General features: G+C 59.8%; 19 protein-coding genes, 6 tRNA genes and 3 rRNA genes. 10 read left to right on the forward strand and 18 right to left on the reverse strand.

Translation table 11 applies throughout. The annotated features are described in order from the left end of the window. Window positions 1-25: 25 nt before the first annotated feature. The 16 genes from rplJ to C2L64_RS16980 form a co-directional block, all read right to left on the reverse strand. Window positions 26-556, reverse strand: a complete 531-nt coding sequence (gene rplJ, locus C2L64_RS16905) for a 50S ribosomal protein L10 (RefSeq protein ID WP_176133888.1) — start codon at window positions 554-556, stop codon at window positions 26-28. Window positions 557-824: 268 nt separating this feature from the next. Continuing rightward, window positions 825-1,523 carry a 50S ribosomal protein L1 gene (gene rplA, locus C2L64_RS16910; protein WP_007578362.1) on the reverse strand — a complete coding sequence of 233 codons (699 nt, stop codon included), beginning with the start codon at window positions 1,521-1,523 and terminating at the stop codon, window positions 825-827. Further along, on the reverse strand, window positions 1,524-1,955 hold the full coding sequence (gene rplK, locus C2L64_RS16915; protein WP_007578363.1) for a 50S ribosomal protein L11: 432 nt from the start codon (window positions 1,953-1,955) through the stop codon (window positions 1,524-1,526). 151 nt (window positions 1,956-2,106) lie between these two features. Next, the gene (gene nusG / locus C2L64_RS16920; protein ID WP_007578364.1) at window positions 2,107-2,664 is read right to left on the reverse strand and encodes a transcription termination/antitermination protein NusG; all 558 of its coding nucleotides are present in this window, start codon (window positions 2,662-2,664) and stop codon (window positions 2,107-2,109) included. A gap of 1 nt (window position 2,665) precedes the next feature. Then, window positions 2,666-3,046 carry a preprotein translocase subunit SecE gene (gene secE / locus C2L64_RS16925; protein ID WP_007578365.1) on the reverse strand — a complete coding sequence of 127 codons (381 nt, stop codon included), beginning with the start codon at window positions 3,044-3,046 and terminating at the stop codon, window positions 2,666-2,668. A gap of 35 nt (window positions 3,047-3,081) precedes the next feature. Then, a tRNA-Trp gene (locus C2L64_RS16930) sits at window positions 3,082-3,157 on the reverse strand. Between the two features lie 62 nt (window positions 3,158-3,219). Continuing rightward, window positions 3,220-4,410, reverse strand: a complete 1,191-nt coding sequence (gene tuf, locus C2L64_RS16935) for an elongation factor Tu (protein ID WP_063497539.1) — start codon at window positions 4,408-4,410, stop codon at window positions 3,220-3,222. A 64-nt stretch (window positions 4,411-4,474) separates the two neighbouring features. Beyond that, window positions 4,475-4,549, reverse strand: a tRNA-Thr gene (locus C2L64_RS16940). Window positions 4,550-4,570: 21 nt separating this feature from the next. Then, window positions 4,571-4,644: transfer RNA gene (locus C2L64_RS16945), tRNA-Gly, on the reverse strand. Window positions 4,645-4,690: 46 nt separating this feature from the next. Continuing rightward, window positions 4,691-4,776, reverse strand: a tRNA-Tyr gene (locus C2L64_RS16950). 142 nt (window positions 4,777-4,918) lie between these two features. Then, window positions 4,919-5,032 (reverse strand): 5S ribosomal RNA (rrf, locus tag C2L64_RS16955). A gap of 144 nt (window positions 5,033-5,176) precedes the next feature. Then, window positions 5,177-8,057 (reverse strand): 23S ribosomal RNA (locus tag C2L64_RS16960). A gap of 310 nt (window positions 8,058-8,367) precedes the next feature. Then, window positions 8,368-8,443: transfer RNA gene (locus C2L64_RS16965), tRNA-Ala, on the reverse strand. A gap of 51 nt (window positions 8,444-8,494) precedes the next feature. Beyond that, a tRNA-Ile gene (locus tag C2L64_RS16970) sits at window positions 8,495-8,571 on the reverse strand. 65 nt (window positions 8,572-8,636) lie between these two features. After that, window positions 8,637-10,167: ribosomal RNA gene (locus C2L64_RS16975) — 16S ribosomal RNA — on the reverse strand. The 16S, 23S and 5S rRNA genes sit together here with 5 tRNA genes alongside, the layout of an rRNA operon. A 461-nt stretch (window positions 10,168-10,628) precedes the next feature. Next, the gene (locus C2L64_RS16980; RefSeq protein ID WP_090838224.1) at window positions 10,629-11,891 is read right to left on the reverse strand and encodes an SGNH/GDSL hydrolase family protein; all 1,263 of its coding nucleotides are present in this window, start codon (window positions 11,889-11,891) and stop codon (window positions 10,629-10,631) included. Window positions 11,892-12,051: 160 nt separating this feature from the next. Here C2L64_RS16980 and paaA point away from each other — a divergent pair, with 160 nt between their 5' ends. From paaA to C2L64_RS17020, 8 genes are all read left to right on the forward strand, one after another. Next, on the forward strand, window positions 12,052-13,050 hold the full coding sequence (gene paaA, locus C2L64_RS16985) for a 1,2-phenylacetyl-CoA epoxidase subunit PaaA (RefSeq protein ID WP_007733490.1): 999 nt from the start codon (window positions 12,052-12,054) through the stop codon (window positions 13,048-13,050). Between the two features lie 30 nt (window positions 13,051-13,080). Further along, complete coding sequence (paaB, locus tag C2L64_RS16990; RefSeq protein ID WP_007733491.1) at window positions 13,081-13,365, forward strand: 1,2-phenylacetyl-CoA epoxidase subunit PaaB; 285 nt, start codon at window positions 13,081-13,083, stop codon at window positions 13,363-13,365. Between the two features lie 9 nt (window positions 13,366-13,374). After that, window positions 13,375-14,178, forward strand: a complete 804-nt coding sequence (gene paaC / locus C2L64_RS16995; RefSeq protein WP_009769933.1) for a 1,2-phenylacetyl-CoA epoxidase subunit PaaC — start codon at window positions 13,375-13,377, stop codon at window positions 14,176-14,178. A 28-nt stretch (window positions 14,179-14,206) separates the two neighbouring features. Further along, a complete protein-coding gene (gene paaD, locus C2L64_RS17000) occupies window positions 14,207-14,770 on the forward strand; it encodes a 1,2-phenylacetyl-CoA epoxidase subunit PaaD (RefSeq protein WP_009769934.1) in 564 nt (187 codons plus the stop codon). Window position 14,771: 1 nt separating this feature from the next. Continuing rightward, window positions 14,772-15,860 (forward strand): 1,2-phenylacetyl-CoA epoxidase subunit PaaE, encoded by a 1,089-nt coding sequence (gene paaE, locus C2L64_RS17005; protein WP_090838226.1) that lies wholly within the window; start codon window positions 14,772-14,774, stop codon window positions 15,858-15,860. A 203-nt stretch (window positions 15,861-16,063) separates the two neighbouring features. Next, window positions 16,064-16,879 carry a DUF1835 domain-containing protein gene (locus tag C2L64_RS17010; RefSeq protein WP_176133937.1) on the forward strand — a complete coding sequence of 272 codons (816 nt, stop codon included), beginning with the start codon at window positions 16,064-16,066 and terminating at the stop codon, window positions 16,877-16,879. A 17-nt stretch (window positions 16,880-16,896) separates the two neighbouring features. Further along, window positions 16,897-17,526, forward strand: coding sequence for a TetR/AcrR family transcriptional regulator (locus C2L64_RS17015; RefSeq protein WP_007733503.1), 630 nt, complete (start codon window positions 16,897-16,899; stop codon window positions 17,524-17,526). Between the two features lie 262 nt (window positions 17,527-17,788). After that, on the forward strand, window positions 17,789-18,454 hold the full coding sequence (locus C2L64_RS17020; protein ID WP_007733504.1) for a GNAT family N-acetyltransferase: 666 nt from the start codon (window positions 17,789-17,791) through the stop codon (window positions 18,452-18,454). Window positions 18,455-18,541: 87 nt separating this feature from the next. Here the strand turns inward: C2L64_RS17020 and C2L64_RS17025 are convergent, their stop codons facing one another. Then, complete coding sequence (locus C2L64_RS17025; RefSeq protein ID WP_079498816.1) at window positions 18,542-19,057, reverse strand: Lrp/AsnC family transcriptional regulator; 516 nt, start codon at window positions 19,055-19,057, stop codon at window positions 18,542-18,544. Between the two features lie 150 nt (window positions 19,058-19,207). Between C2L64_RS17025 and hppD the strand changes: the two genes are divergently transcribed. Next, entirely contained in the window at window positions 19,208-20,305 is a 1,098-nt protein-coding gene (hppD, locus tag C2L64_RS17030; RefSeq protein ID WP_009769937.1) for a 4-hydroxyphenylpyruvate dioxygenase, read from the forward strand. A 152-nt stretch (window positions 20,306-20,457) separates the two neighbouring features. On the opposite strand, the gene C2L64_RS17035 is transcribed toward hppD, so the two are convergent. Next, window positions 20,458-20,643, reverse strand: coding sequence for a hypothetical protein (locus tag C2L64_RS17035; protein ID WP_007733517.1), 186 nt, complete (start codon window positions 20,641-20,643; stop codon window positions 20,458-20,460). A 344-nt stretch (window positions 20,644-20,987) separates the two neighbouring features. On the opposite strand from C2L64_RS17035, the gene C2L64_RS17040 reads away from it, so the two are divergent. Next, window positions 20,988-24,593 (forward strand): indolepyruvate ferredoxin oxidoreductase family protein, encoded by a 3,606-nt coding sequence (locus C2L64_RS17040; RefSeq protein ID WP_090838230.1) that lies wholly within the window; start codon window positions 20,988-20,990, stop codon window positions 24,591-24,593. The last annotated feature ends 68 nt before the right edge of the window (window positions 24,594-24,661 follow it).

Here is a 24,661-nt window from a genome sequence, read left to right on the forward strand (position 1 = left end):
CGACTGAAGTGCGTCGATGCACTGCTTACGCAGTTTCGCTTTCCTTCTTTTCTGCCAGCGCGGCCAGAGCACGCGCGAAGCCAGAAACAGGAGCTTGCATAACGAACAACAGCTTGGAGAGCAGTTCCTCGCGGCTCGGGATGTTGGCCAGCGCTTGCACGCCCGCCTTGTCCATCACCTTGCCTTCGTAGGAACCGGCCTTGATGACCAACTTGTCATTGCTCTTGCCGAAGTCATTAACGACCTTCGCAGCAGCAATTGCATCTTCCGAGATGCCGTAGATCAGCGGACCAGTCATCTGCTCAGCCAGCGAAGCAAACGGGGTACCTTCGACAGCGCGACGCGCCAGCGTGTTCTTCAACACGCGCAGATACACCTGTTGCTCGCGCGCTTTCGCGCGCAGCTTGGTCAGATCGCCAACCGTGATCCCACGATACTCAGCCAGAACCACCGTCTGAGCTTTCGCGACTTGCGCGGAAACCTCAGCTACGACGGCCTGCTTACTTTCTTTGTTAAGTGGCACGGTTAACCTCCAGATTCGATGCACTTGGCACATGCCTCGCACATCGCGTTCAACAACGGCGTCCGACCAGTCAGGAGTACTTCGACCGCTCGAGATCCACATGGCTGTGGGGATCGAACGGCTTCATCACTTCAAAACTTTTTCGGGTTCGCCATCTGCGTTGGCTTGAATTAAGGAAGCACCCAACTGCTGCGCCTCCACCAACGGTCTTTGACAACCGGCCGCCAAGTTGAGACTGCAACCTCGCGACCGCCCAAAGCCCTTAAAACGCTCCAGCCCTTCGACCGAAGCGGTTAAAACTTTACTGTGCTGCCAGCGTTGCCTGATCGACGCGCACGCCAACACCCATGGTGCTCGACAGTGCAATCTTGCGCAGGTACACGCCCTTGCTCGTTGCCGGCTTCGCCTTTTGCAGCGCTTCGACCAGCGCGCTCAGGTTCGAACGCAGAGCCGTCGGCTCGAACGATGCCCGACCGATGGTTGCGTGGATGATACCGGCCTTGTCAACACGGAACTGAACCTGACCGGCCTTTGCGTTCTTGACTGCCGTCGCGACGTCCGGCGTGACCGTGCCGACCTTCGGGTTCGGCATCAGGCCGCGCGGGCCGAGGATCTGGCCCAGCGTACCGACGACTCGCATCGTGTCCGGCGAAGCGATCACGACGTCGAAATTCAGGTTACCGGCCTTGACTTGCTCGGCCAGGTCTTCCATACCGACGATTTCAGCGCCAGCTGCACGAGCCTGCTCAGCCTTTTCACCTTGGGCGAACACAGCAACACGAACCGACTTACCGGTACCAGCCGGCAGAACGACCGAACCACGAACAACCTGGTCCGACTTCTTCGCGTCGATGCCGAGCTGCACTGCGACGTCGATCGACTCGTCGAACTTCGCGCTTGCGCATTCCTTTACGAGCGACAGAGCCTCATCGATCGCGTACAGCTTTTGACGATCAACCTTGTTTGCAAATGCTTGCAGACGCTTCGAAAGCTTAGCCATTTACACGCCCTCCACGGTGATGCCCATCGAGCGGGCGCTACCAGCGATCGTACGAACCGCTGCGTCCAGATCAGCTGCCGTAAGATCCGGCATCTTGGTCTTGGCGATTTCTTCAGCTTGAGCGCGCGTGATCTTGCCGACCTTGTCGGTGTGCGGCTTGCTCGAACCCTTGTCGAGCTTCGCAGCCTTCTTGATCAGGACCGTAGCCGGCGGCGTCTTCAGAACGAACGTAAAGCTCTTGTCTGCGAACGCGGTGATGACGACCGGAATCGGTAGACCCGGCTCCATCGCTTGAGTCTGCGCGTTGAACGCCTTGCAGAACTCCATGATGTTCAGGCCGCGCTGACCCAGTGCCGGACCAACCGGCGGCGACGGATTGGCTTTACCTGCAGGAATCTGCAGCTTGATAAAGCCGATGATTTTCTTTGCCATGTTGAAAAACCTCTTTGGAACGCGAGTGCGTTCGGTGAGTAGTAACGCGCCCTCGTCAAGCTTCGACTACCGACGCTCCTCAACGGCCATTACGCGGACCGTAAGCGCGAAAGACGGACCGCGCCGCCTGGCGCGATCCGCGAAACCTGACTTACAGCTTTTCGACCTGACCGAATTCCAATTCGACCGGCGTCGCACGACCGAAAATCGTCACAGATACACGGACACGCGACTTTTCGTAGTTCACTTCCTCGACGCTGCCGTTGAAGTCGGTAAATGGACCGTCTTTTACGCGAACCATCTCGCCCACTTCGAACAGGGTTTTCGGGCGCGGCTTCTCGACGCCTTCCTGCATCTGCGACATGATCTTCTCGACTTCCCGCGGGGAAATCGGGCTGGGACGATTGCGCGCACCGCCCACGAAACCGGTCACCTTTGCCGTGTTTTTCACGAGGTGCCACGTCTCGTCTGTCATCTCCATTTCAACGAGCACATAGCCCGGAAAGAAACGGCGCTCAGTCACCGACTTGTGGCCGCCCTTCACCTCGACGACTTCTTCCGTCGGGACGAGGATCTGGCCAAACTTGTCCTGCATGCCAGCACGCTCAATGCGCTCCTGAAGCGCACGTTGCACGCTCTTCTCCATACCGGAGTAGGCGTGCACCACGTACCAACGTTTTCCGCTCGGGGATGCCGGAATATCACTCATATCATTTCCAACCCAGAATCGCCGAGAAAATTGTCCACTCGATGGATTTATCACAAATCCAGAGGAACACCGCCATGATCAGTACAAACCCGAAAACCACCAGAGTCGTTTGGCTTGCTTCCTTGCGGGTCGGCCAGACAACCTTACGGACTTCTTTGTACGAATCTTTGGCGAACGCGATAAAACCTTTGCCGGGCGCTGAGAGAAGACCGACTGCGACGCCTGCGATCAGTCCGACAGCCAGAGCTGCTCCGCGGACGTACCACTCTTGGCCATTCAGCCAGAAGAACCCCACGAACCCGGCCAAGACCAACAATACGCCGGCGACGAGCATCAGCTTGTCGCTGGAAGTATTAACAGTTTCGACGGAAGGATTCGCCATAACACCTTAACGAGCGCCACATGTGACGCGAGAGTTGGCAGGGGCAGAGGGAATCGAACCCCCAACCTTCGGTTTTGGAGACCGACGCTCTGCCAGTTGAGCTATACCCCTAAACCATTGGGGTCGGCGGCATCGCCAACCCCGAAACAACCGATCAACGAGAACTAGCTGGCTTACTCGAGGATCTTGGCAACGACACCTGCGCCGACAGTACGGCCACCTTCGCGGATCGCGAAGCGCAGACCTTCTTCCATCGCGATCGGGTTGATCAGCTTCACCGTGATCGACACGTTGTCGCCCGGCATGACCATTTCCTTGTCCTTCGGCAACTCGATCGAACCCGTCACGTCCGTCGTACGGAAGTAGAACTGCGGACGATAGTTGTTGAAGAACGGCGTATGACGACCGCCTTCGTCCTTGCTCAGCACGTACACTTCAGCCGTGAAGTGCGTGTGCGGGTTGATCGAACCCGGCTTGGCCAGCACCTGGCCACGCTCCACATCTTCACGCTTCGTGCCGCGCAGCAGGATACCGACGTTGTCGCCTGCCTGACCCTGGTCGAGCAGCTTGCGGAACATTTCCACGCCGGTGCAGGTCGTCTTCACCGTCGGCTTGATACCGACAATTTCGATTTCCTCGCCGACCTTGACGACGCCGCGTTCAACGCGACCCGTCACCACCGTGCCGCGACCCGAGATCGAGAACACGTCTTCCACCGGCATCAGGAACGCACCGTCAACTGCGCGCTCCGGCGTCGGGATGTACGTATCCAGTGCGTCGGCCAGGTTCATGATCGCCACTTCGCCCAGCTCGCCCGTGTCGCCTTCCAGCGCCAGCTTGGCCGAACCCTTGATGATCGGCGTGTCGTCGCCCGGGAAGTCGTACTTCGACAGCAGCTCGCGCACCTCCATTTCCACCAGCTCGAGCAGCTCGGCGTCGTCCACCATGTCGCACTTGTTCAGGAACACGATGATGTACGGCACACCGACCTGACGCGCCAGCAGGATGTGCTCACGCGTTTGCGGCATCGGGCCGTCTGCTGCCGAGCACACCAGGATTGCGCCGTCCATCTGCGCTGCGCCCGTGATCATGTTCTTCACATAGTCAGCGTGGCCCGGGCAGTCGACGTGCGCGTAGTGGCGGTTAGCCGTTTCGTACTCGACGTGCGCCGTGTTGATCGTGATGCCACGTGCCTTTTCTTCCGGCGCCGCGTCGATCTGGTCATAGGCCTTCGCTTCGCCGCCAAACTTCTTGGTCAGCACCGTCGTGATCGCTGCCGTCAGCGTGGTCTTGCCGTGGTCAACGTGACCGATCGTGCCGACGTTCACGTGCGGCTTGGTCCGCTCAAACTTACCTTTGGCCATTTTCGACTCCTAAGAGGATTTTTCCGTACGTTGCGCCCGGCGCAAACAATCACTTGGTACTAGCTGGTGCCCATGGGCAGGATCGAACTGCCGACCTCTCCCTTACCAAGGGAGTGCTCTACCACTGAGCCACATGGGCGCTACTTCTACTTTTGCTTGCTGGAGCGGGTGAAGGGAATCGAACCCTCGTCGTAAGCTTGGAAGGCTTCTGCTCTACCATTGAGCTACACCCGCAAGGATCCCTCGATTCCCGACAACTGCGTTACAGCACTTTGAAATCTGGTGGAGGAGGTTGGATTCGAACCAACGTAGGCGTAAGCCAACAGATTTACAGTCTGCCCCCTTTAGCCACTCGGGCACCCCTCCGCAGAGAACTGATGATTATGGGGGAGCGATTACATCTTGTCAAGTGGCTCTTGACCGCTCGAAACCCATAAGCTCTCACTTATAGTAGAGAGCAAACGACAAGACCCCGCTTTTGAGGGCGGGGTCTTGTCTTGGGTAAGGAGCCTGACGATTACCTACTTTCACACGGGCAATCCGCACTATCATCGGCGTGGAGTCGTTTCACGGTCCTGTTCGGGATGGGAAGGGGTGGTACCGACTCGCTATGGTCATCAGGCATGACGGGTTGCTGCGTCGCATTTGTGTTGCGCCACAGCCAATCTGGAAGAAGCGTAAAGAGGGGGTTGTGTTGTTTCTGGCACAACACCGATCTCAACCTGTGTGTCCTGCTCACCCCGTTGGGGTAAGACACACCTGTTATAGGATCAAGCCTTACGGGCAATTAGTATCAGTTAGCTTAACGCATTACTGCGCTTCCACACCTGACCTATCAACGTCCTGGTCTTGAACGACCCTTCAAGGGGCTCGAAGCCCCGGGGATATCTCATCTCAAGGCGAGTTTCCCGCTTAGATGCTTTCAGCGGTTATCTCTTCCGAACATAGCTACCCGGCGATGCCACTGGCGTGACAACCGGTACACCAGAGGTTCGTCCACTCCGGTCCTCTCGTACTAGGAGCAGCCCCCTTCAAATATCCAGCGCCCACGGCAGATAGGGACCAAACTGTCTCACGACGTTTTAAACCCAGCTCACGTACCTCTTTAAATGGCGAACAGCCATACCCTTGGGACCGGCTACAGCCCCAGGATGAGATGAGCCGACATCGAGGTGCCAAACACCGCCGTCGATATGAACTCTTGGGCGGTATCAGCCTGTTATCCCCAGAGTACCTTTTATCCGTTGAGCGATGGCCCTTCCATACAGAACCACCGGATCACTATGACCTGCTTTCGCACCTGCTCGACTTGTCGGTCTCGCAGTTAAGCACGCTTATGCCATTGCACTATCAGCACGATTTCCGACCGTACCTAGCGTACCTTCGTACTCCTCCGTTACACTTTGGGAGGAGACCGCCCCAGTCAAACTGCCCACCATGCACTGTCCCCGACCCGGATCACGGGCCAAGGTTAGAACCTCAAACAAACCAGGGTGGTATTTCAAGGACGGCTCCACTGAGACTGGCGTCCCAGCTTCATAGCCTCCCACCTATCCTACACAGATCGGTTCAAAGTCCAATGCAAAGCTACAGTAAAGGTTCATGGGGTCTTTCCGTCTAGCCGCGGGGAGATTGCATCATCACAAACACTTCAACTTCGCTGAGTCTCGGGAGGAGACAGTGTGGCCATCGTTACGCCATTCGTGCAGGTCGGAACTTACCCGACAAGGAATTTCGCTACCTTAGGACCGTTATAGTTACGGCCGCCGTTTACCGGGACTTCAATCAAGAGCTTGCACCCCATCATTTAATCTTCCGGCACCGGGCAGGCGTCACACCCTATACGTCCACTTTCGTGTTTGCAGAGTGCTGTGTTTTTATTAAACAGTCGCAGCCACCAGTTTATTGCAACCCCTTCACCCTTTGCCCGCAGGGGCATCAAGCTACAGGGGCGTACCTTATCCCGAAGTTACGGTACCAATTTGCCGAGTTCCTTCTCCCGAGTTCTCTCAAGCGCCTTAGAATACTCATCTCGCCCACCTGTGTCGGTTTGCGGTACGGTCAATGTGAAACTGAAGCTTAGAGGCTTTTCCTGGAACCCCTTCCGATTGCTTCGCTCCCGAAGGAGCTCGCGCCACGCCCTTGAATTCCGTGCCCGGATTTGCCAGAGCACCTTCTCCAACGCAGCGACCGGGACTTCCAACACCCGGACAACCTTCCGCGATCCGTCCCCCCATCGCATTTCACACTGGTGCAGGAATATTGACCTGCTTCCCATCAGCTACGCATTTCTGCCTCGCCTTAGGGGCCGACTCACCCTACGCCGATGAACGTTGCGTAGGAAACCTTGGGCTTACGGCGAGGGGGCCTTTCACCCCCTTTATCGCTACTCATGTCAGCATTCGCACTTCCGATACCTCCAGCACACTTTCCAGTGCACCTTCGCAGGCTTACGGAACGCTCTCCTACCATGCACATAAATGTGCATCCGCAGCTTCGGTATATGACTTAGCCCCGTTACATCTTCCGCGCAGGACGACTCGATCAGTGAGCTATTACGCTTTCTTTAAAGGATGGCTGCTTCTAAGCCAACCTCCTGACTGTTTTAGCCTTCCCACTTCGTTTCCCACTTAGTCATATTTGGGGACCTTAGCTGGCGGTCTGGGTTGTTTCCCTCTTGACACCGGACGTTAGCACCCGATGTCTGTCTCCCGTGATTGCACTCTTCGGTATTCGGAGTTTGCTATGGCGAAGTAATCCGCAATGGACCCTTCAACCATGACAGTGCTCTACCCCCGAAGGTGATACACGAGGCACTACCTAAATAGTTTTCGGAGAGAACCAGCTATTTCCAGGTTTGTTTAGCCTTTCACCCCTATCCACAGCTCATCCCCTAACTTTTCAACGTTAGTGGGTTCGGACCTCCAGTACGTGTTACCGCACCTTCATCCTGGCCATGGATAGATCACCTGGTTTCGGGTCTACACCCAGCGACTGAATCGCCCTGTTCGGACTCGCTTTCGCTACGCCTGCCCTAATCGGTTAAGCTCGCCACTGAATGTAAGTCGCTGACCCATTATACAAAAGGTACGCCGTCACCCCTTGCGAGGCTCCGACTGTTTGTATGCATGCGGTTTCAGGATCTATTTCACTCCCCTCCCGGGGTTCTTTTCGCCTTTCCCTCACGGTACTGGTTCACTATCGGTCGATCACGAGTATTTAGCCTTGGAGGATGGTCCCCCCATCTTCAGACAGGATTTCACGTGTCCCGCCCTACTTGTCGTACACCTAGTTCTTCCTCGCTGTTTTCGCCTACGGGGCTATCACCCACTATGGCCGCACTTTCCAGAGCGTTTGGCTAACAGCAAAGATAAAGAGTACAGGCTGGTCCCATTTCGCTCGCCACTACTTTGGGAATCTCGGTTGATTTCTTTTCCTGCGGTTACTTAGATGTTTCAGTTCACCGCGTTCGCTTCACGTAGCCTATGTATTCAGCTACGGATACTCCATAAGGAGTGGGTTTCCCCATTCGGACATCTTCGGATCATTGCTCGTTTGCCAGCTCCCCGAAGCTTTTCGCAGGCTACCGCGTCCTTCATCGCCTGTGATCGCCAAGGCATCCACCACATGCACTTGTTCGCTTGACCCTATAACGGGTGCGTCTCTCCGTGTTACCACGTCAGACCCACTCGCTACAGGTTGAGTTTTAGCGTTGTGCCGTATTCCAAGGCTGTCTTTCGACAACCCTTAAAAATACATTGATACAATCACAACCCTGATTCACCTACTCACGCGCCCATCTCTAAGCACGCTTTCGCGAATCTCTTTACTACTTCTTCCTGATTGTTAAAGAACGACAGCCGATATCGCGATTGCTATAACCGCATATCTTCACTGACTGGCTCAATTGCCAATGCGAAGTCTTCTGCGTTCTGCAGAACACTGTGCATTGGGAATTGGTGGAGGATGACGGGATCGAACCGACGACCCCCTGCTTGCAAAGCAGGTGCTCTCCCAGCTGAGCTAATCCCCCAGTCATACAGTACACAGGGGAATCTTCAGTCAGCCACCGCAGACAAGACGCTGGTGGGTCTGGATGGATTCGAACCATCGACCCCCGCCTTATCAAGACGGTGCTCTAACCGACTGAGCTACAGACCCCTGAGCCTGTCTTCAATTAACAGCCGACAAGTGTGAGCGCTCAACTTTGAGACGCGAAGCTCTGGAAAGGAGGTGATCCAGCCGCACCTTCCGATACGGCTACCTTGTTACGACTTCACCCCAGTCATGAATCCTACCGTGGTGACCGTCCTCCTTGCGGTTAGACTAGCCACTTCTGGTAAAACCCACTCCCATGGTGTGACGGGCGGTGTGTACAAGACCCGGGAACGTATTCACCGCGGCATGCTGATCCGCGATTACTAGCGATTCCAGCTTCACGCAGTCGAGTTGCAGACTGCGATCCGGACTACGATCGGTTTTCTGGGATTGGCTCCACCTCGCGGCTTGGCAACCCTCTGTTCCGACCATTGTATGACGTGTGAAGCCCTACCCATAAGGGCCATGAGGACTTGACGTCATCCCCACCTTCCTCCGGTTTGTCACCGGCAGTCTCCCTAGAGTGCTCTTGCGTAGCAACTAGGGACAAGGGTTGCGCTCGTTGCGGGACTTAACCCAACATCTCACGACACGAGCTGACGACAGCCATGCAGCACCTGTGTTACGGCTCCCTTTCGGGCACCCTCACCTCTCGGCAAGGTTCCGTACATGTCAAGGGTAGGTAAGGTTTTTCGCGTTGCATCGAATTAATCCACATCATCCACCGCTTGTGCGGGTCCCCGTCAATTCCTTTGAGTTTTAATCTTGCGACCGTACTCCCCAGGCGGTCAACTTCACGCGTTAGCTTCGTTACCAAGTCAATGAAGACCCGACAACTAGTTGACATCGTTTAGGGCGTGGACTACCAGGGTATCTAATCCTGTTTGCTCCCCACGCTTTCGTGCATGAGCGTCAGTATTGGCCCAGGGGGCTGCCTTCGCCATCGGTATTCCTCCACATCTCTACGCATTTCACTGCTACACGTGGAATTCTACCCCCCTCTGCCATACTCTAGCCCGCCAGTCACCAATGCAGTTCCCAGGTTAAGCCCGGGGATTTCACATCGGTCTTAGCGAACCGCCTGCGCACGCTTTACGCCCAGTAATTCCGATTAACGCTCGCACCCTACGTATTACCGCGGCTGCTGGCACGTAGTTAGCCGGTGCTTATTCTTCCGGTACCGTCATCCTCCCCAGGTATTAACCAGGAAGTTTTCTTTCCGGACAAAAGTGCTTTACAACCCGAAGGCCTTCTTCACACACGCGGCATTGCTGGATCAGGGTTGCCCCCATTGTCCAAAATTCCCCACTGCTGCCTCCCGTAGGAGTCTGGGCCGTGTCTCAGTCCCAGTGTGGCTGGTCGTCCTCTCAGACCAGCTACAGATCGTCGCCTTGGTAGGCCTTTACCCCACCAACTAGCTAATCTGCCATCGGCCGCCCCTTGAGCGCGAGGCCTTTCGGTCCCCCGCTTTCATCCAGAGATCGTATGCGGTATTAATCCGGCTTTCGCCGGGCTATCCCCCACTCCAGGACACGTTCCGATGTATTACTCACCCGTTCGCCACTCGCCACCAGGGTTGCCCCCGTGCTGCCGTTCGACTTGCATGTGTAAGGCATGCCGCCAGCGTTCAATCTGAGCCAGGATCAAACTCTTCAGTTCAAACCTGTTACTGTTTTTCGGTTGTTTTACCAACCGGTCGCTCACTCAAAATCACTGACGAATGATTCGGTCGAATTTCTCAATCCGTCGAACCTTCCTCAATTACTTCCGTGTGAGACTCGATTACTTTCGCTTGTTCGGCGACCCGAAGATCACCGCGCGCCGCCATCGAGCACCCACACTTATCGGCTGTTGATTGTTAAAGAACATTCGCGGGAAGCGCCTTGCTTTCACCACGTTGCTGCGTCAGCAGCAGAGAAACGAGATTATGAAGAACCTTTTTCGCTTCGTCAACCGGTTTTTTTTAGCATCGCCTGAAAAACCCTGCTGACTTCACGACCGCGCCGTTTCTGCCGCGGCCCCGTTGCGTCGCACCCAACTCCGTGCTGCTCAACGAGGACGCGAATCTTAGGCCATCCCGCACCCCGTGACAAGGGTGTGACGCAAAGTTTTTTCAAGGGTCACTTCAAACCGCCAACCACCGGCTGCAGCGGGATCGCGTCCGCCATCGCCGAATAGCCTGCGTCGCTGGGATGGATCTGGTCTCCACTGTCGAACGAGCGCCGCAGGCGCGTCGGATCGGTAGGGTCGCGCAGCGCGGCGTCAAAATCCACGACGCCATCGAATGCGTGGCTCGTCCGGATCCATTGATTCACCTCCGTGCGAATCGCCTCGCGCTGCGTCGGCAGCGCCGCCGGTGTCAATGTGGCGCCGAAAATCCGCACTCCGCGAGCATGCGCCGCCGCAATCACGCGCTTGTAGCCCGCGATCAGGCCATCCACCGTCACCTGCGTATGCGGAGCGTCGCAATCCAGGCCGCCATGCGCCGGCATCGCTGCGAAGTTGATGTCATTGATACCGATCAGCAGGATCACCGTCTTCACGCCCGGCTGAGCCAGCACGTCCCTCCCGAAGCGCGACGCGAGCGCGTCCCCGTAGCAACTCGAATCCGTCAACAGCCGGTTTCCACTGATCCCCAGATTGACGACCGCCACCGACTTGTCGCCGCCCTGCGCCACCCTTCGCGCCAGCGCATCCGGCCAGCGTCGGTTCTGATTCAGGCTCGAGCGCATCCCATCCGTAATCGAATCGCCGATCGCCGCAATCGTCGACGACGAAGGCGCCTCGACCTGCACGCCCGTTACCCACGCGAACTGCGTGATCCGCTGCCGGTAAGCGTCGGCGGAGGCGTCGCCGGCATGGTTGCCCGGAATCGACAGATAGTTGACCTGGCTCGACACGCGATGCCACGCGATCAATTTTTGCTCGCGCCCCATATAACTACTGACCGCGTACGGCACTCCGGCGGAGATCCCGACACGGACGGGATCGCTATCGATTTCTCCGCCCGGCGGCACGCTAACGGCCGACTTTCCGCCGAAAGTCACCCGCGCCTCCGTCCCAACCTGAACGGCCGAGCCGGCACCGGAGCGCGCGATCCGCAAATCTTCGATGACTAACGGCGCTTTCCCATACGCATTACTTATATGGATGCGCGCGACCTCGCCCGAAAGCGTCGGATACACGATCTGCCGAAGCGTCCGCCCCGCAACATCAGGCGCCCGGTACAGCGGAGGCGGATTGGATATTTGTGGAATCGGCTGGAGCGCGGTCGCCCAGGTGGTGACCCAAGGCGAGTTTTCGGCAGCAGAAACGGGAGCCGACACCAGCAGAAAGGAAGACAGAACCGCGCCACACACGACGGCGAGAGAACGAGTGGTCATTGCGACTGATCGGTGAAAAATGGTTGAGGACATAAGCCGCTCATTGTGCACGATTGCATAGTGCAAACCCCTACCGGCGTATCTCGAAAAATTTATTAACCGACCGGCCGGTTGGTTTATACTGCCGAACACACACTTACTCATGACGAGAGCGTTCGACATGTACACGCAATCCCTCGACATCCCCGGCAACGTCGCCCCGCTCGACGCGGCTGCCAGTTCGCCCGAGCAGGCCCGTTTCGACGCAGTCATGGCCGCCGACGGCAAGATCGAACCGCAAGACTGGATGCCCGACGCGTACCGCAAGACGCTGGTCCGTCAAATCTCACAGCACGCGCACTCGGAAATCGTCGGCATGCTGCCGGAAGGGAACTGGATCACGCGCGCGCCGAGCCTTAAGCGCAAGGCGATCCTGCTGGCCAAGGTGCAGGACGAAGGCGGCCACGGTCTCTATCTGTATAGCGCAGCTGAAACGCTCGGCGTGTCGCGCGACCAGATGATCGATGGGCTGCACTCCGGCAAGGCCAAGTATTCGAGCATCTTCAATTACCCGACGCCGACCTGGGCGGACGTCGGCGTGATCGGCTGGCTGGTCGACGGCGCGGCGATCATGAACCAGATTCCGCTGTGCCGCTGCACGTATGGTCCGTATGCACGAGCGATGATCCGTATCTGCAAGGAAGAGTCGTTCCATCAACGCCAGGGCTTCGACGCGTTGCTCGCGATGATGAAAGGCACCGACGCGCAGCGCGAGCTGGTCCAGCAGGCCGTGAACCGCTGGTGGTATCCCGTGCTGATGATGTTCGGCCCGAGCGACAAGGATTCCGTCCACAGCAACCAGTCGGCCAAGTGGGGCATCAAGCGCATCACGAACGACGACCTGCGTCAGAAATTCGTCGACGCGACCGTCGAGCAGGCGAAGGTACTGGGCGTCACGCTGCCGGATCCGAATCTGAAGTGGAACGAAGAACGCGCCCACTACGACTACAGCGACCTCGACTGGGATGAATTCTGGCGCGTCGTCAACGGCGACGGCCCGTGCAACAAGGAACGCCTCGCCACGCGCGTGAAGGCGCACAACGACGGTGCCTGGGTCCGCGAAGCCGCCCTCGCCCATGCCGAAAAACAGCGCCAGCGCGCGCAGCAACACGCCGCCTGAGTGGCGCCCCGAATCTGGAAGGAGATAGCGATGAACAAGGAATGGCCGATCTGGGAAGTCTTCGTGCGCAGCAAGCAGGGACTCGACCACAAGCATTGCGGCAGCCTGCACGCGTCGGACGCGTCGATGGCGCTGCGCATGGCGCGCGACGTCTACACGCGCCGGCAGGAAGGCGTGAGCATCTGGGTGGTGCCGTCGTCGGCGATCACGGCATCGGCGCCTGACGACAAGGCAGAACTGTTCGAACCGGCGGCGGACAAGATCTATCGCCATCCGACGTTCTATCAGCTGCCTGACGAAGTCAACCACATGTAAGCGCGCGTCATGACTATCACACCCCAACATCTCGCCTACGTGCTGCGCCTCGCCGACACCGCGCTGATCCTCGGTCAGCGCAACGCGGAATGGTGCGGCCACGGCCCGATTCTCGAAGAAGACATCGCGCTGTCGAACATGAGCCTCGACCTGGTCGGCCAGGCGCGCCTGCTGTACACGCACGCCGCCGATCTGGAAAAGACGCTGACTGGCAAAAGCCGCACGGAAGACGACTACGCGTTCTTCCGCGCCGAGCGCGAGTTCGCGAACTACACGCTTGCCGAGCTGCCGCATGTCGGGCCGCTCGCGGGCACGGCGCGCGCCGATAAAGACTACGCGGTCACGATCGTTCGCAACTTCCTGTACTCGACGCTGATGCTGCACGTGTGGTCGACCTTGACGGGTTCGTCGGACGAACAGCTGGCTGCCATTGCCGCCAAGTCGATTAAGGAAACGCAGTATCACGTGCATCACTCACACGAGTGGCTCGTGCGTTTCGGCGACGGCACGGACGAATCCCATGCCCGCGCACAAGCTGCGCTCGACTATCTGATGCCGTACACGCGCGAATTTTTCAGCGCGGACGCGACGGAAGACGCGATCGCCGCTGCCGGTGTCGGCCCGAAGACGTCCGAAATTGAAGCGGTGTGGCTCGAAGACGTGCGCGCCGCGCTCGACGAAGCGACGCTGAAACTGCCCGAGCCCGTCAAGCACATCACGACGGGCAAGTACGGCGAGCATTCGGAGCACATGGGCTTCCTGCTTGCCGAAATGCAAAGCCTCGCGCGCCAGCATCCAGGCGCAAGCTGGTAATCCGTCGATCCAACAGGTGAAACCCACGATGATGTCGACCGCTCAAACAGCCGCCGTGGCACCGGATCACGCGCTCGCCCAGGCGTGGGCCGTGCTCGAAGCCGTGCCTGACCCGGAAATCCCCGTCGTGTCGATCCGCGAACTGGGCATTTTGCGTGACGTGCGCCACGCTGCCGACGGCGCGCTCGAAGTCGTCATCACGCCGACTTACTCGGGTTGCCCGGCGATGTCGCAGATCGCGGAAGACATCGGCCATGCGCTCGATGCGGCGGGTTTCACGCCGTATCGCGTGGCAACCGTGCTCGCGCCCGCCTGGACCACCGACTGGATCACCGACGACGCCCGCGACAAGCTGCGCGCCTACGGCATCGCACCGCCAACGGGCAACTGTGGCAGCGGCGACGCCGGCGCGAACGTCGGACAGAAAGAGAAAGTGATCCGCTTCGTCCCGCGGTCGCTGCCCGCGCCCGCCTGCCCGCGTTGCGGCTCGAAGCACACGGAACGCCTCGCGCAATTCGGCTCGACAGCCTGCAAGGCGCTGTACCGCTGTGTCGACTGCCGCGAACCCTTCGACTATTTCAAACCGTACTGATATGGCCACCCCGCAATTTCATCCGCTGCGCATCCGGGAAGTGCGGCCCGAAACCGCCGATGCGGTCTCCGTCGCCTTCGAAATCCCCGTCGAACTGCGCGAGCAGTATCGCTTCACGCAGGGCCAGTTCGTCACGTTGAAGACGCACATCGACGGCGAGGAAACGCGCCGTTCGTATTCGATCTGCGTCGGCGTCACCGATTACGACCGCGATGGCGAGTTGCGCATCGGCATCAAGCGCGTGCGCGGCGGCCGCTTTTCGAACTTCGCGTTCGATACGCTGCAACCCGGCCACACGCTCGACGTGATGACGCCCGACGGCCGCTTCTTCACGCACCTGAACGCCGATCACGGCAAGCAGTACGTCGCGTTCTCGGGCGGCTCGGGCATCACGCCTGTGCTGGCCATCGTCAAGACGACGCTCGAAATCGAGCCGCGCAGCACGTTCACGCTGATCTACGGGAACCGCAGCGTCGATCAGATCATGTTCGCCGAAGAGCTCGAAGACCTGAAGAACCGGTTCATGAACCGCTTCGTGCTGTATCACGTGCTGTCCGACGATATCCAGGACGTCGAGCTGTTCAACGGCGTGCTTGACCAGGCAAAGTGCGAGTCGTTCCTTGAGACGCTCGTGCCTGTGGACTCGATCGACGAAGCCTTCATCTGCGGCCCCGGTCCGATGATGGACGCCGCCGAAGCCGCGCTGAACGCGGCGGGCGTGCCCCAGGCGAAGGTGCACGTCGAGCGTTTCGGCACGCCGCTGCCGCAGGCGGGCGTCCCCCTTGCAGAAATCACCGACGACACCCCCGCCGCCGATCTCGAAATCGTGCTCGACGGCAAAAAGCGCAAGCTGCGCCTGCCGTATCAGGGTTTGAGCGTGCTCGACGTCGGCCTGCGCGCCGGACTGGCGCTGCCGTATGCGTGCAAGGGCGGCGTCTGCTGCACCTGCCGCGCGAAGGTGCTCGAAGGCGAAGTGAAGATGGAAAAGAACTACACGCTGGAAGAGCACGAAATCCGCGACGGCTACGTGCTGACCTGCCAGTGCCATCCGATCAGCGACAAGGTCGTGGTTAGCTACGACGAACGTTGACGCCTGCATGGCGCAGTGCGCCATGCACCGAACGTGCGCATCGTCGCTTTCGGCACACACGCGATCCGCTTACACTAGGGGCCGCTCGTCAGGGGAAACGCATTCCTCGGACGGGCGGCCTTTTCCGTTACCTGACCGAACTGAGTGATCGAACTGCGCTTCGCATTGCGCTCAAAGCGCGCGCGAACCGCCCGTCAATGACCATGAGCACGATCCACATCGCGAACGGCGACGTCGCCGCCGATTCTCTGCGCAAGGCGCTCGACCAGGCGCGCCGGACGGATATCGTGCTGGCCTTACGCGACGATCTGGCCGTCGGCCCGTTGCATGGCATCGACGAAGCGCCGCAGGTACGCGCCGACTTCTGGGGAGGCGTCATCGGCGACACCACGCGCGATTTTCTCGCCGAGCTAGAACAGCAAGCGAACGAGCTGAAAGCGGTGGTCGACGATACGACGCATGTGGTCGTGTGGCACGGCCAGAGCGCCGCCGATCAGCTGACGCTGCGCCGCGTGTGCTTCCATCTGCGCGAGATGCCGCAGCGGCTCAACGAAGTGCGTCTGTCGATCGACGACCTGACGGGCGACGCAAGCGCCCCGCTACACCGCCCCGATCGCGCGACCTCAGTCGGCATGTTCGCGCCCGATCTGCTGCAAAAGCGCCTGCGCAGCGCCGCGCCGATTTCGGTGCTGCGCATTGGCAGGCTTGCGCTCGAATGGCAGGAAGTGAAAGTCGTCGACGCCGAGCTGCGCCGCTGGCACGACAACACCTTTACGACTGGCACGTTCGCCGAACTGGACGCGCTGATCTTCGAACACGCCGTCGAAGGCTGGCAGCCCGCCGGGCGCGCCGCCGCTTACGTGATGGCGGCGGATAACGGCTTGCTGGTCAGCGACAGCCTCGTGCTGTGGCGGCTGCGCGAACTCGCGGCCGCTGGCCAGTTGCAGTTGCGCGGCGACGCGAATGACTGGCGTTCTCTCGAAATGCACGTCACGCGCACAACCCTTTCTCCCATATAAGACCAACCAGAATAATCATGGCCCGTACACGAGCCCCAGACCATGAAAGCCAGCGTGACCAGATCCTCGATCTGGCCGCCGAAAAATTCGCTCAAACGAGCTATCCCAGCACGTCGATGGCCGATCTGGCTGCGGCGAGCGGCACGTCGAAAGCGCGCCTTTATCACTATTACGAGAGCAAGGAAGCGATTCTCTTCGACCTGCTCGACCGCTACACGAAGCGACTGATGCTGATCATCGCCGAGGTCGAAGGCGCGAGCCAGCGGCGCGGACTCACCGAACGCGAGACCTTCGCCGAGCTGATCCGCGCGTTCCTCTCCGAGTACGAGACGTCGCACAGTCGGCACGTCGCTCTGTTGAACGACGTCAAATATCTGGTCGAAGCGCAGCGCGAGATCATCCTGAACCGTCAGCGCGACGTGGTCGCCGCGTTCGCGCGGCAACTGGCGCGCGCGTACCCCGAGAGCGTGGCGCGCGAAAACCAGACCGCCCTCACGATGATGGTGTTCGGGATGATCAACTGGACGTTCACCTGGCTGAAGCCGGGCGGCCCGATGGGCTATCGGGAATTCGCGGAACAGGTGGTCGCGATGGTGGATCACGGGCTGGCCGCGAGTGCATCGGACGGTGGCGCTGGCGGTCGTTGAGGTCCGCGCCGCCACGCGCCCGGCCTCACATGGATGCTGTCATGCAGCAATTACCGTGCCGTCGTTGTGACAAGACGACGCAACCACGGCGCGCGACCGACTCATATATTTTTCTTAAAAATCAATAACATAGTACTCATCGCACATAATTTTAGACCCCACCCTCGGCTTGTATCAGGGTTTTCCCCAGTGCTACCTCGGGTTTTCCATTAGAATGCTTATTGCGGCGCATCATGCCGCATAGCTAAAAGGAGAACCCACCATGAATCTGCAAACTGTCCGCGCCGCCGAGCCGATCGTGGTCGATCGCTTGCTGAACGTCGCCGGCCGCTCGCCTGTTCTGATCCGGGAACTCAGCGAGAAAGACCGCGAGCGTCTGCTCGCTCACTTCCTCGAACTCGACGAAGACGATCGCCTGCTGCGCTTTGGTCAGGTCACGCCGGATCACGTCATCGAAAACTATGTTCGCATGCTGGATTTCAGCCGCGACACCGTGTTCGGCGTATTCGACCGTCAACTGCAACTAGTCGGCGCCGGCCATCTGGCGTATCTGCCGGCTGAAGGCGATACACGCACCGCTGAATTCGGCGTGTCGGTGTCGGAAAGCGTGCGCGGCCAGGGTATCGGCACGAAGCTCTTCGAGCGCGCCGCCATCCGCAGCCGCAACACGCACGTCACGACGCTGTACATCCACTGCCTGTCGCGCAACACGACGATGATGCACATCGCCAAGAAGGCGGGCATGAAGATCGAATACGCGTACGGCGAAGCGGACGCCTATCTGACGCTCACGCCCGCGGATCAGAACAGCATCATCTCGGAGATGCTGCAGGAGCAAGCCGCCGTGTTCGACTATGTGCTCAAGCGCCAGGCGCGCAACACGTCGAAGCTGATCGAGTCGTTCATTCCGACCGCGATCGCCGCGTAAGTTTCAGCGAAACGGAACATCCAGAAAGGGCGGCTCTTCACGGAGCCGCCCTTTTCTTTTGCCCAACGCGCCTGTCGCGCCCGTCGTTCAAAGCGGCAGCGCGGTCGTCTCCTTGAACTTCTCCAGCGAAAAGCTCGACTTCACGTCGATCACCGACGGATGCCGCAGCAACTGGTCCTGCACAAACCGCGAAAAGTGCGCCATGTCGCGCACCTGCACACGCAGCAGATAGTCCATATCGCCCGTCATCGCGTAGCACGCGACCACCTCCGGCCATCCCTGCACCGCCACGCGAAACAGTTCCGAATGCGTCGCGCCCGCACGCCCCGGCGTGCCGTCGGCGCGTGCGCTGAGAGCCGGGCCGCCGCGCTTTTCTAGCCGCACGTTGACGTAGGCGAGCAGATCGAGCCCGAGCATCTGCGAATCCAGCAGCGCGACATAACCGCGAATCACGCCGGTTTCCTCCAGCCTGCGGATGCGCCGCAAGCACGGACTCGGCGACAGGTTCACCCGCTCGGCGATCTCCTGATTCGACAGCCGCCCGTTTTCCTGAAGAATCGCGAGAATGCGCCGGTCGATCACGTCTATCTCAATTTGAGCCATGTTCTGCCATCCGAGGCGTATTACGCGCCAGAAAATAGCCCGAGCGTAGTGTTCCTCGAATAATTTCGCAAGTTTTCTTCCTGAGGCGGCAACTACACTGTTCTTCATCAGATCGCGCGACGCGCCCCGCACACAGTCGAGGAGACAGACATGAAGGTTTCTACCTGGGAGAATCCCGTCGGCACCGACGGCTTCGAGTTCATCGAATACACCGCGCCGGACCCCGTCGCGCTCGGCAAGCTGTTCGAGAGCATGGGCTTCACGGCAATCGCGAAGCATCGCCACAAGAACGTGACGCTGTACCGTCAGGGCGAGATCAACTTCATCGTCAATGGCGAGCCCGACTCGTTTGCGCAGCGCTTCGCACGTTTGCACGGCCCTTCGATCTGCGCGATCGCGTTCCGCGTGCAGGACGCGGCAAAGGCGTACCAGCGCGCGCTCGAACTCGGCGCATGGGGCTTCGACAACAAGACGGGCCCGATGGAGCTGAACATTCCGGCCATCAAGGGGATTGGCGATTCACTGATCTATTTCGTCGACCGCTGGCGCGGCAAGAACGGCGCGGCGCCGAACAGCATCGGCGACATCGGCATTTATGACGTCGACTTCGAGCCGATTCCAGGCGCGAACCCGAATCCCGTCGGCAACGGCCTCACCTATATCGATCACCTGACGCATAACGTCCATCGCGGACGCATGCAGGAATGGGCCGAGTTCTACGAGCGGCTGTTCAATTTCCGCGAAGTGCGCTACTTCGATATCGAAGGCAAGGTAACGGGCGTCAAGTCGAAGGCGATGACGTCGCCGTGCGGCAAGATCCGCATTCCGATCAATGAGGAAGGTTCGGAAACGGCGGGCCAGATCCAGGAATATCTCGACGCGTATCGCGGCGAAGGCATTCAGCACATCGCGCTCGGCACGGACGATATCTACCGCACGGTAGACGGGTTGCGCGCGTCGAACATCTCGCTGCTCGACACGATCGACACCTACTACGAACTCGTCGACCGCCGCGTGCCGAATCACGGTGAACCGCTGGACGAACTGCGCAAGCGCAAGATTCTGATCGACGGCGAACACGACGACCTGCTGCTGCAGATCTTCACCGAGAACCAGATCGGACCGATCTTCTTCGAGATCATCCAGCGCAAGGGCAACCAGGGTTTCGGCGAGGGTAACTTCAAGGCGCTGTTCGAATCGATCGAACTGGATCAGATTCGTCGCGGTGTCGTGCAGGACAAGACCTGACCCGCTGCGAAAGAGTTAGCGCCAAATAAGAAAAGGCGAGGAATCGTATGATCCTCGCCTTTTCGCATTTTGGAACCGGCTTTTCTCTCCCTCAACCGGCTCTCATCTGTTCATACGCCGCGGATGATCAGCCGATCACCCGCCAGAGCGCGTCAGCCACGCTGCTCCGTGTCGTCGGACTCGCGCCGCTGGTTCACGGCGACCGTCGTCGCGGCGACCTGCGTGGTGCGCGTGACGGCATTTGCGAGCGCATTGGCGCTGTTCGGGCGCATCGGCGCGCTCATCGCGAAGAATGCTGCCGAGACCATCAGGAAGGTCTGGATGTGTCTTGTGTTCATGCGTACTCCTTTTTCGACTGCACAGCGAAGCTCCGCCGCATGCGGAACGTTGCGATTCATGCAGATGGGGAGTTTAGACCGACATTTCAAGCCCAGTTCCGCACGTTGCAAGCTTTTACACCCTGTAACAGCGGCAAACGAAAAAGCTCGCACGCGGTCATACGGATGACATTTCGTTCGTGACCCGTCCCGCACCGTGGTGTTTCCGACGATAGGCGGCGGGTTTTCACCAGTGCTACCATCGAACGAAAGCCGTCAACATGGCGACCCCGGCCGAAGCATTCACAAGATGCCGAGGCCAAGCAGGTTTTGGTGATCCCAAACTGGGTGGAGGAGTACACATAATGAATGCCCCGCTAGACGCCGGTCAGCGAGCCTCGCTCGAAGCCGCGCTGACTTCCGTCACGCTCGACGACAAATACACGCTTGAACGCGGCCGCGCGTACATGAGCGGCATCCAGGCGCTGGTCCGCCTGCCGATGCTGCAACAGGAACGCGACCAGGCCGCCGGGCTCAATACAGCCGGGTTCATCTCGGGCTATCGCGGATCGCCGCTCGGCGGTCTCGACCTGTCGCTGTGGAAGGCGAAGAAGCATCTCGCCGCGCACCAGGTCGTGTTCCAGCCAGGCGTCAACGAAGACCTCGCCGCCACCGCCGTGTGGGGCTCGCAGCAGGTCAACCTCTATCCCAGCGCCAAATACGACGGCGTGTTCTCGATGTGGTACGGCAAGGGTCCCGGCGTCGACCGTTCGGGCGACGTGTTCAAGCACGGCAACTCGGCCGGTTCGTCGCCACATGGCGGCGTCCTCGTGCTCGCCGGCGACGATCACGCCGCCAAGTCGTCGACGCTCGCGCACCAGTCCGAACATCTGTTCAAGGCATGCGGCCTGCCCGTGCTGTTTCCGTCGAACGTGCAGGAATATCTCGACTTCGGCCTGCACGGCTGGGCGATGAGCCGTTACTCCGGCCTGTGGGTCGCGATGAAGTGCGTGACCGACGTGGTTGAATCATCGGCTTCCGTCGATATCGATCCGCACCGCACGCAAATCATCCTGCCGACCGACTTCGCGATGCCCGAAGGCGGCCTAAACATTCGCTGGCCCGATCCGCCGCTCGTGCAGGAAGCGCGTCTGCTCGACTACAAGTGGTACGCCGCGCTCGCCTATGTGCGCGCGAACAAGCTCGACCGCGTCGAGATCGATTCGCCGCACGCGCGCTTCGGCATCATGACGGGCGGCAAGGCGTATCTCGACGTGCGACAGGCGCTGACCGATCTAGGCCTCGACGACGAAACATGCTCGCGCATCGGCATTCGGCTATACAAGGTCGGCTGCGTGTGGCCGCTCGAAGCGCAAGGCGCGCAAGCTTTTGCGCGTGGCCTCGAAGAAATTCTGGTGGTCGAAGAGAAGCGCCAGATTCTCGAATACGCGATCAAGGAAGAGCTGTACAACTGGCCCGACGCGCAGCGTCCGCGTGTGTTCGGCAAGTTCGACGAGAAGGACGGCGCAGGCGGCGAATGGTCGGTGCCGATGGGCAACTGGCTGCTGCCCGCGCACTATGAACTCTCGCCCGCGCTGATCGCGAAGGCGATTGCAACGCGGCTCGACAAGTTCGACCTGCCGTCCGACGTGCGCGCGCGCATCGCCACGCGCGTCGCGGTAATTGAAGCGAAGGAAAAGGCGCTCGCGCGCCCGCGCGTTCAGGCGGAGCGCAAGCCGTGGTTCTGCTCCGGCTGTCCGCACAACACGTCGACGAATGTGCCCGAAGGCTCGCGCGCGATGGCGGGCATCGGCTGCCATTACATGACCGTGTGGATGGACCGCAGCACCAGCACGTTCAGCCAGATGGGCGGCGAAGGCGTCGCGTGGGTCGGCCAGGCGCCGTTCACCAACGACAAGCACGTGTTCGCCAACCTGGGTGACGGCACGTACTTCCATTCGGGCCTGCTCGCGATTCGCGCGGCGATCGCGTCGAAGGCGAACATCACGTACAAGATTCTCTACAACGACGCCGTCGCGATGACGGGCGGCCAGCCCGTCGACGGCGTGCTGACGGTGCCGCAGATCACACATCAGCTCGCCGCCGAAGGCGCGAAGAAGATCGTGATCGTCACCGATGAGCCGGAGAAGTACAACGCGAACGTCGGTCTTGCGCCCGGTATCACGATTCATCATCGCGACCAGCTTGACGACGTACAGCGCGAACTGCGCGAGATCGAAGGCACGACGATCCTGATCTACGACCAGACTTGCGCGACCGAGAAGCGCCGCCGTCGGAAACGCGGCGCCTATCCCGATCCGGCGAAGCGCGTCGTCATCAACGAAGCGGTCTGTGAAGGCTGCGGCGATTGCTCGGTGCAGTCGAACTGCCTGTCCGTCGAGCCGCTCGAAACCGAGTACGGCACGAAGCGGCAGATCAACCAGTCGACCTGCAACAAGGACTACTCGTGTCTGAAGGGCTTCTGCCCGAGCTTCGTGACGGTCGAAGGCGGGCAATTGCGCAAGCCGCAGGCGTCGGGTGTCGCGGGCGACGCGATGCCGCCCGTTCCCGATCCCGAAGTCCCCGCCATCGCGAAGCCGTATGGCGTGCTGGTGACGGGCGTCGGCGGCACGGGTGTCGTGACGATCGGCGCGCTGCTCGGCATGGCTGCGCACCTCGAAAGCAAGGGTGTCACCGTGCTCGACGTGACGGGCCTCGCGCAAAAGGGCGGCGCCGTGATGAGCCACGTGCAGATCGCGAACCAGCCCGCCGACATCCACGCGACGCGTATCGCGATGGGCGAAGCGAGTCTGGTGATCGGCTGTGATTCGCTCGTGACGGCCAGCGACGAATGCGTGTCGCGGATGCAGGCCGGTCAAACGCACGTCGTGCTGAACAGCGCGCCGACGCCGACCGCGGAGTTCATCAAGAACCCGAACTGGCGCTTCCCCGGCGCAAGCGCCGATGCGGACGTGCGCGCGGCAGCGGGCGACGAGCAAGTCGCCGCCGTCGACGCGAATCACTTCGCGGTTGCGCTACTCGGCGACGCGATCTACACGAACCCGTTCGTGCTCGGCTACGCATGGCAGAAGGGTTGGCTGCCGCTCACGCACGAGTCGCTGGTTCGCGCGATCGAGCTGAACGCAGTGCAGGTCGAGAAGAATCTCGCGGCGTTCGAATGGGGCCGCCGCGCGGCTCACGATCTGGCTGCCGTGCGCAAGCTCGCGCAGATGCAAGATCGTTTCGATGACGGCAACACGGCGAATGCCGCGAGCAGCAAGATCGTTTCACTGCATACGCCGAAGGCGCTCGATACGCTGATCGACAAGCGCGCACAGTATCTCGTCGAGTATCAGAACGAAGCGTACGCGACGCGTTACCGCAAGCTGATCGAAACAGTGCGCGCCGCCGAAACGAAGCTCGATGCCGCTGACGGCCAGATGCTGTTGACGGAAGCCGTCGCGAAGAATCTGCACAAGCTGATGGCGTACAAGGACGAGTACGAAGTGGCGCGTCTCTATTCGGACCCGGCGTTCGTCGAGAAGCTGAAGTCGAATTTCGAGGGCGACTGGAAGCTCAAGTTCCACCTCGCGCCGCCGGCCACGTCGAAGAAGGACGCGCATGGGCATCTGGTGAAGAAGCAGTACGGTCCGTGGATGCTCAACGCGATGCACGTGCTCGCGAAGATGAAGTTTCTGCGCGGCACGGCGCTCGATGTGTTCGGCAAGACGGAAGAGCGTCGCACCGAACGGGCGCTGATCGTCGAGTATGAGACGCTGGTGCATGAACTGGTCGGCGGGCTGACCGCGGAGAAGCGTGCGCTGGCTGTCGAGCTGGCGAATCTGCCGGATGGGATTCGCGGCTACGGCCACGTCAAGGAAAACAACCTGAAGGGCGTGCGGGCGAAGTGGACGTCGTTGCTCGCGAAGTGGCGCGCGCCGATGGGTGGGGTTGAGCGGCACGTAGCATAACGTTCTGCCACTCCCGAAGTACAAAGGGCACCTCGCGGTGCCCTTTTTTCATCGTATCAACGAACGAA

It is taken from the genome of Paraburkholderia hospita (assembly GCF_002902965.1).
Classification (GTDB): domain Bacteria; phylum Pseudomonadota; class Gammaproteobacteria; order Burkholderiales; family Burkholderiaceae; genus Paraburkholderia; species Paraburkholderia hospita.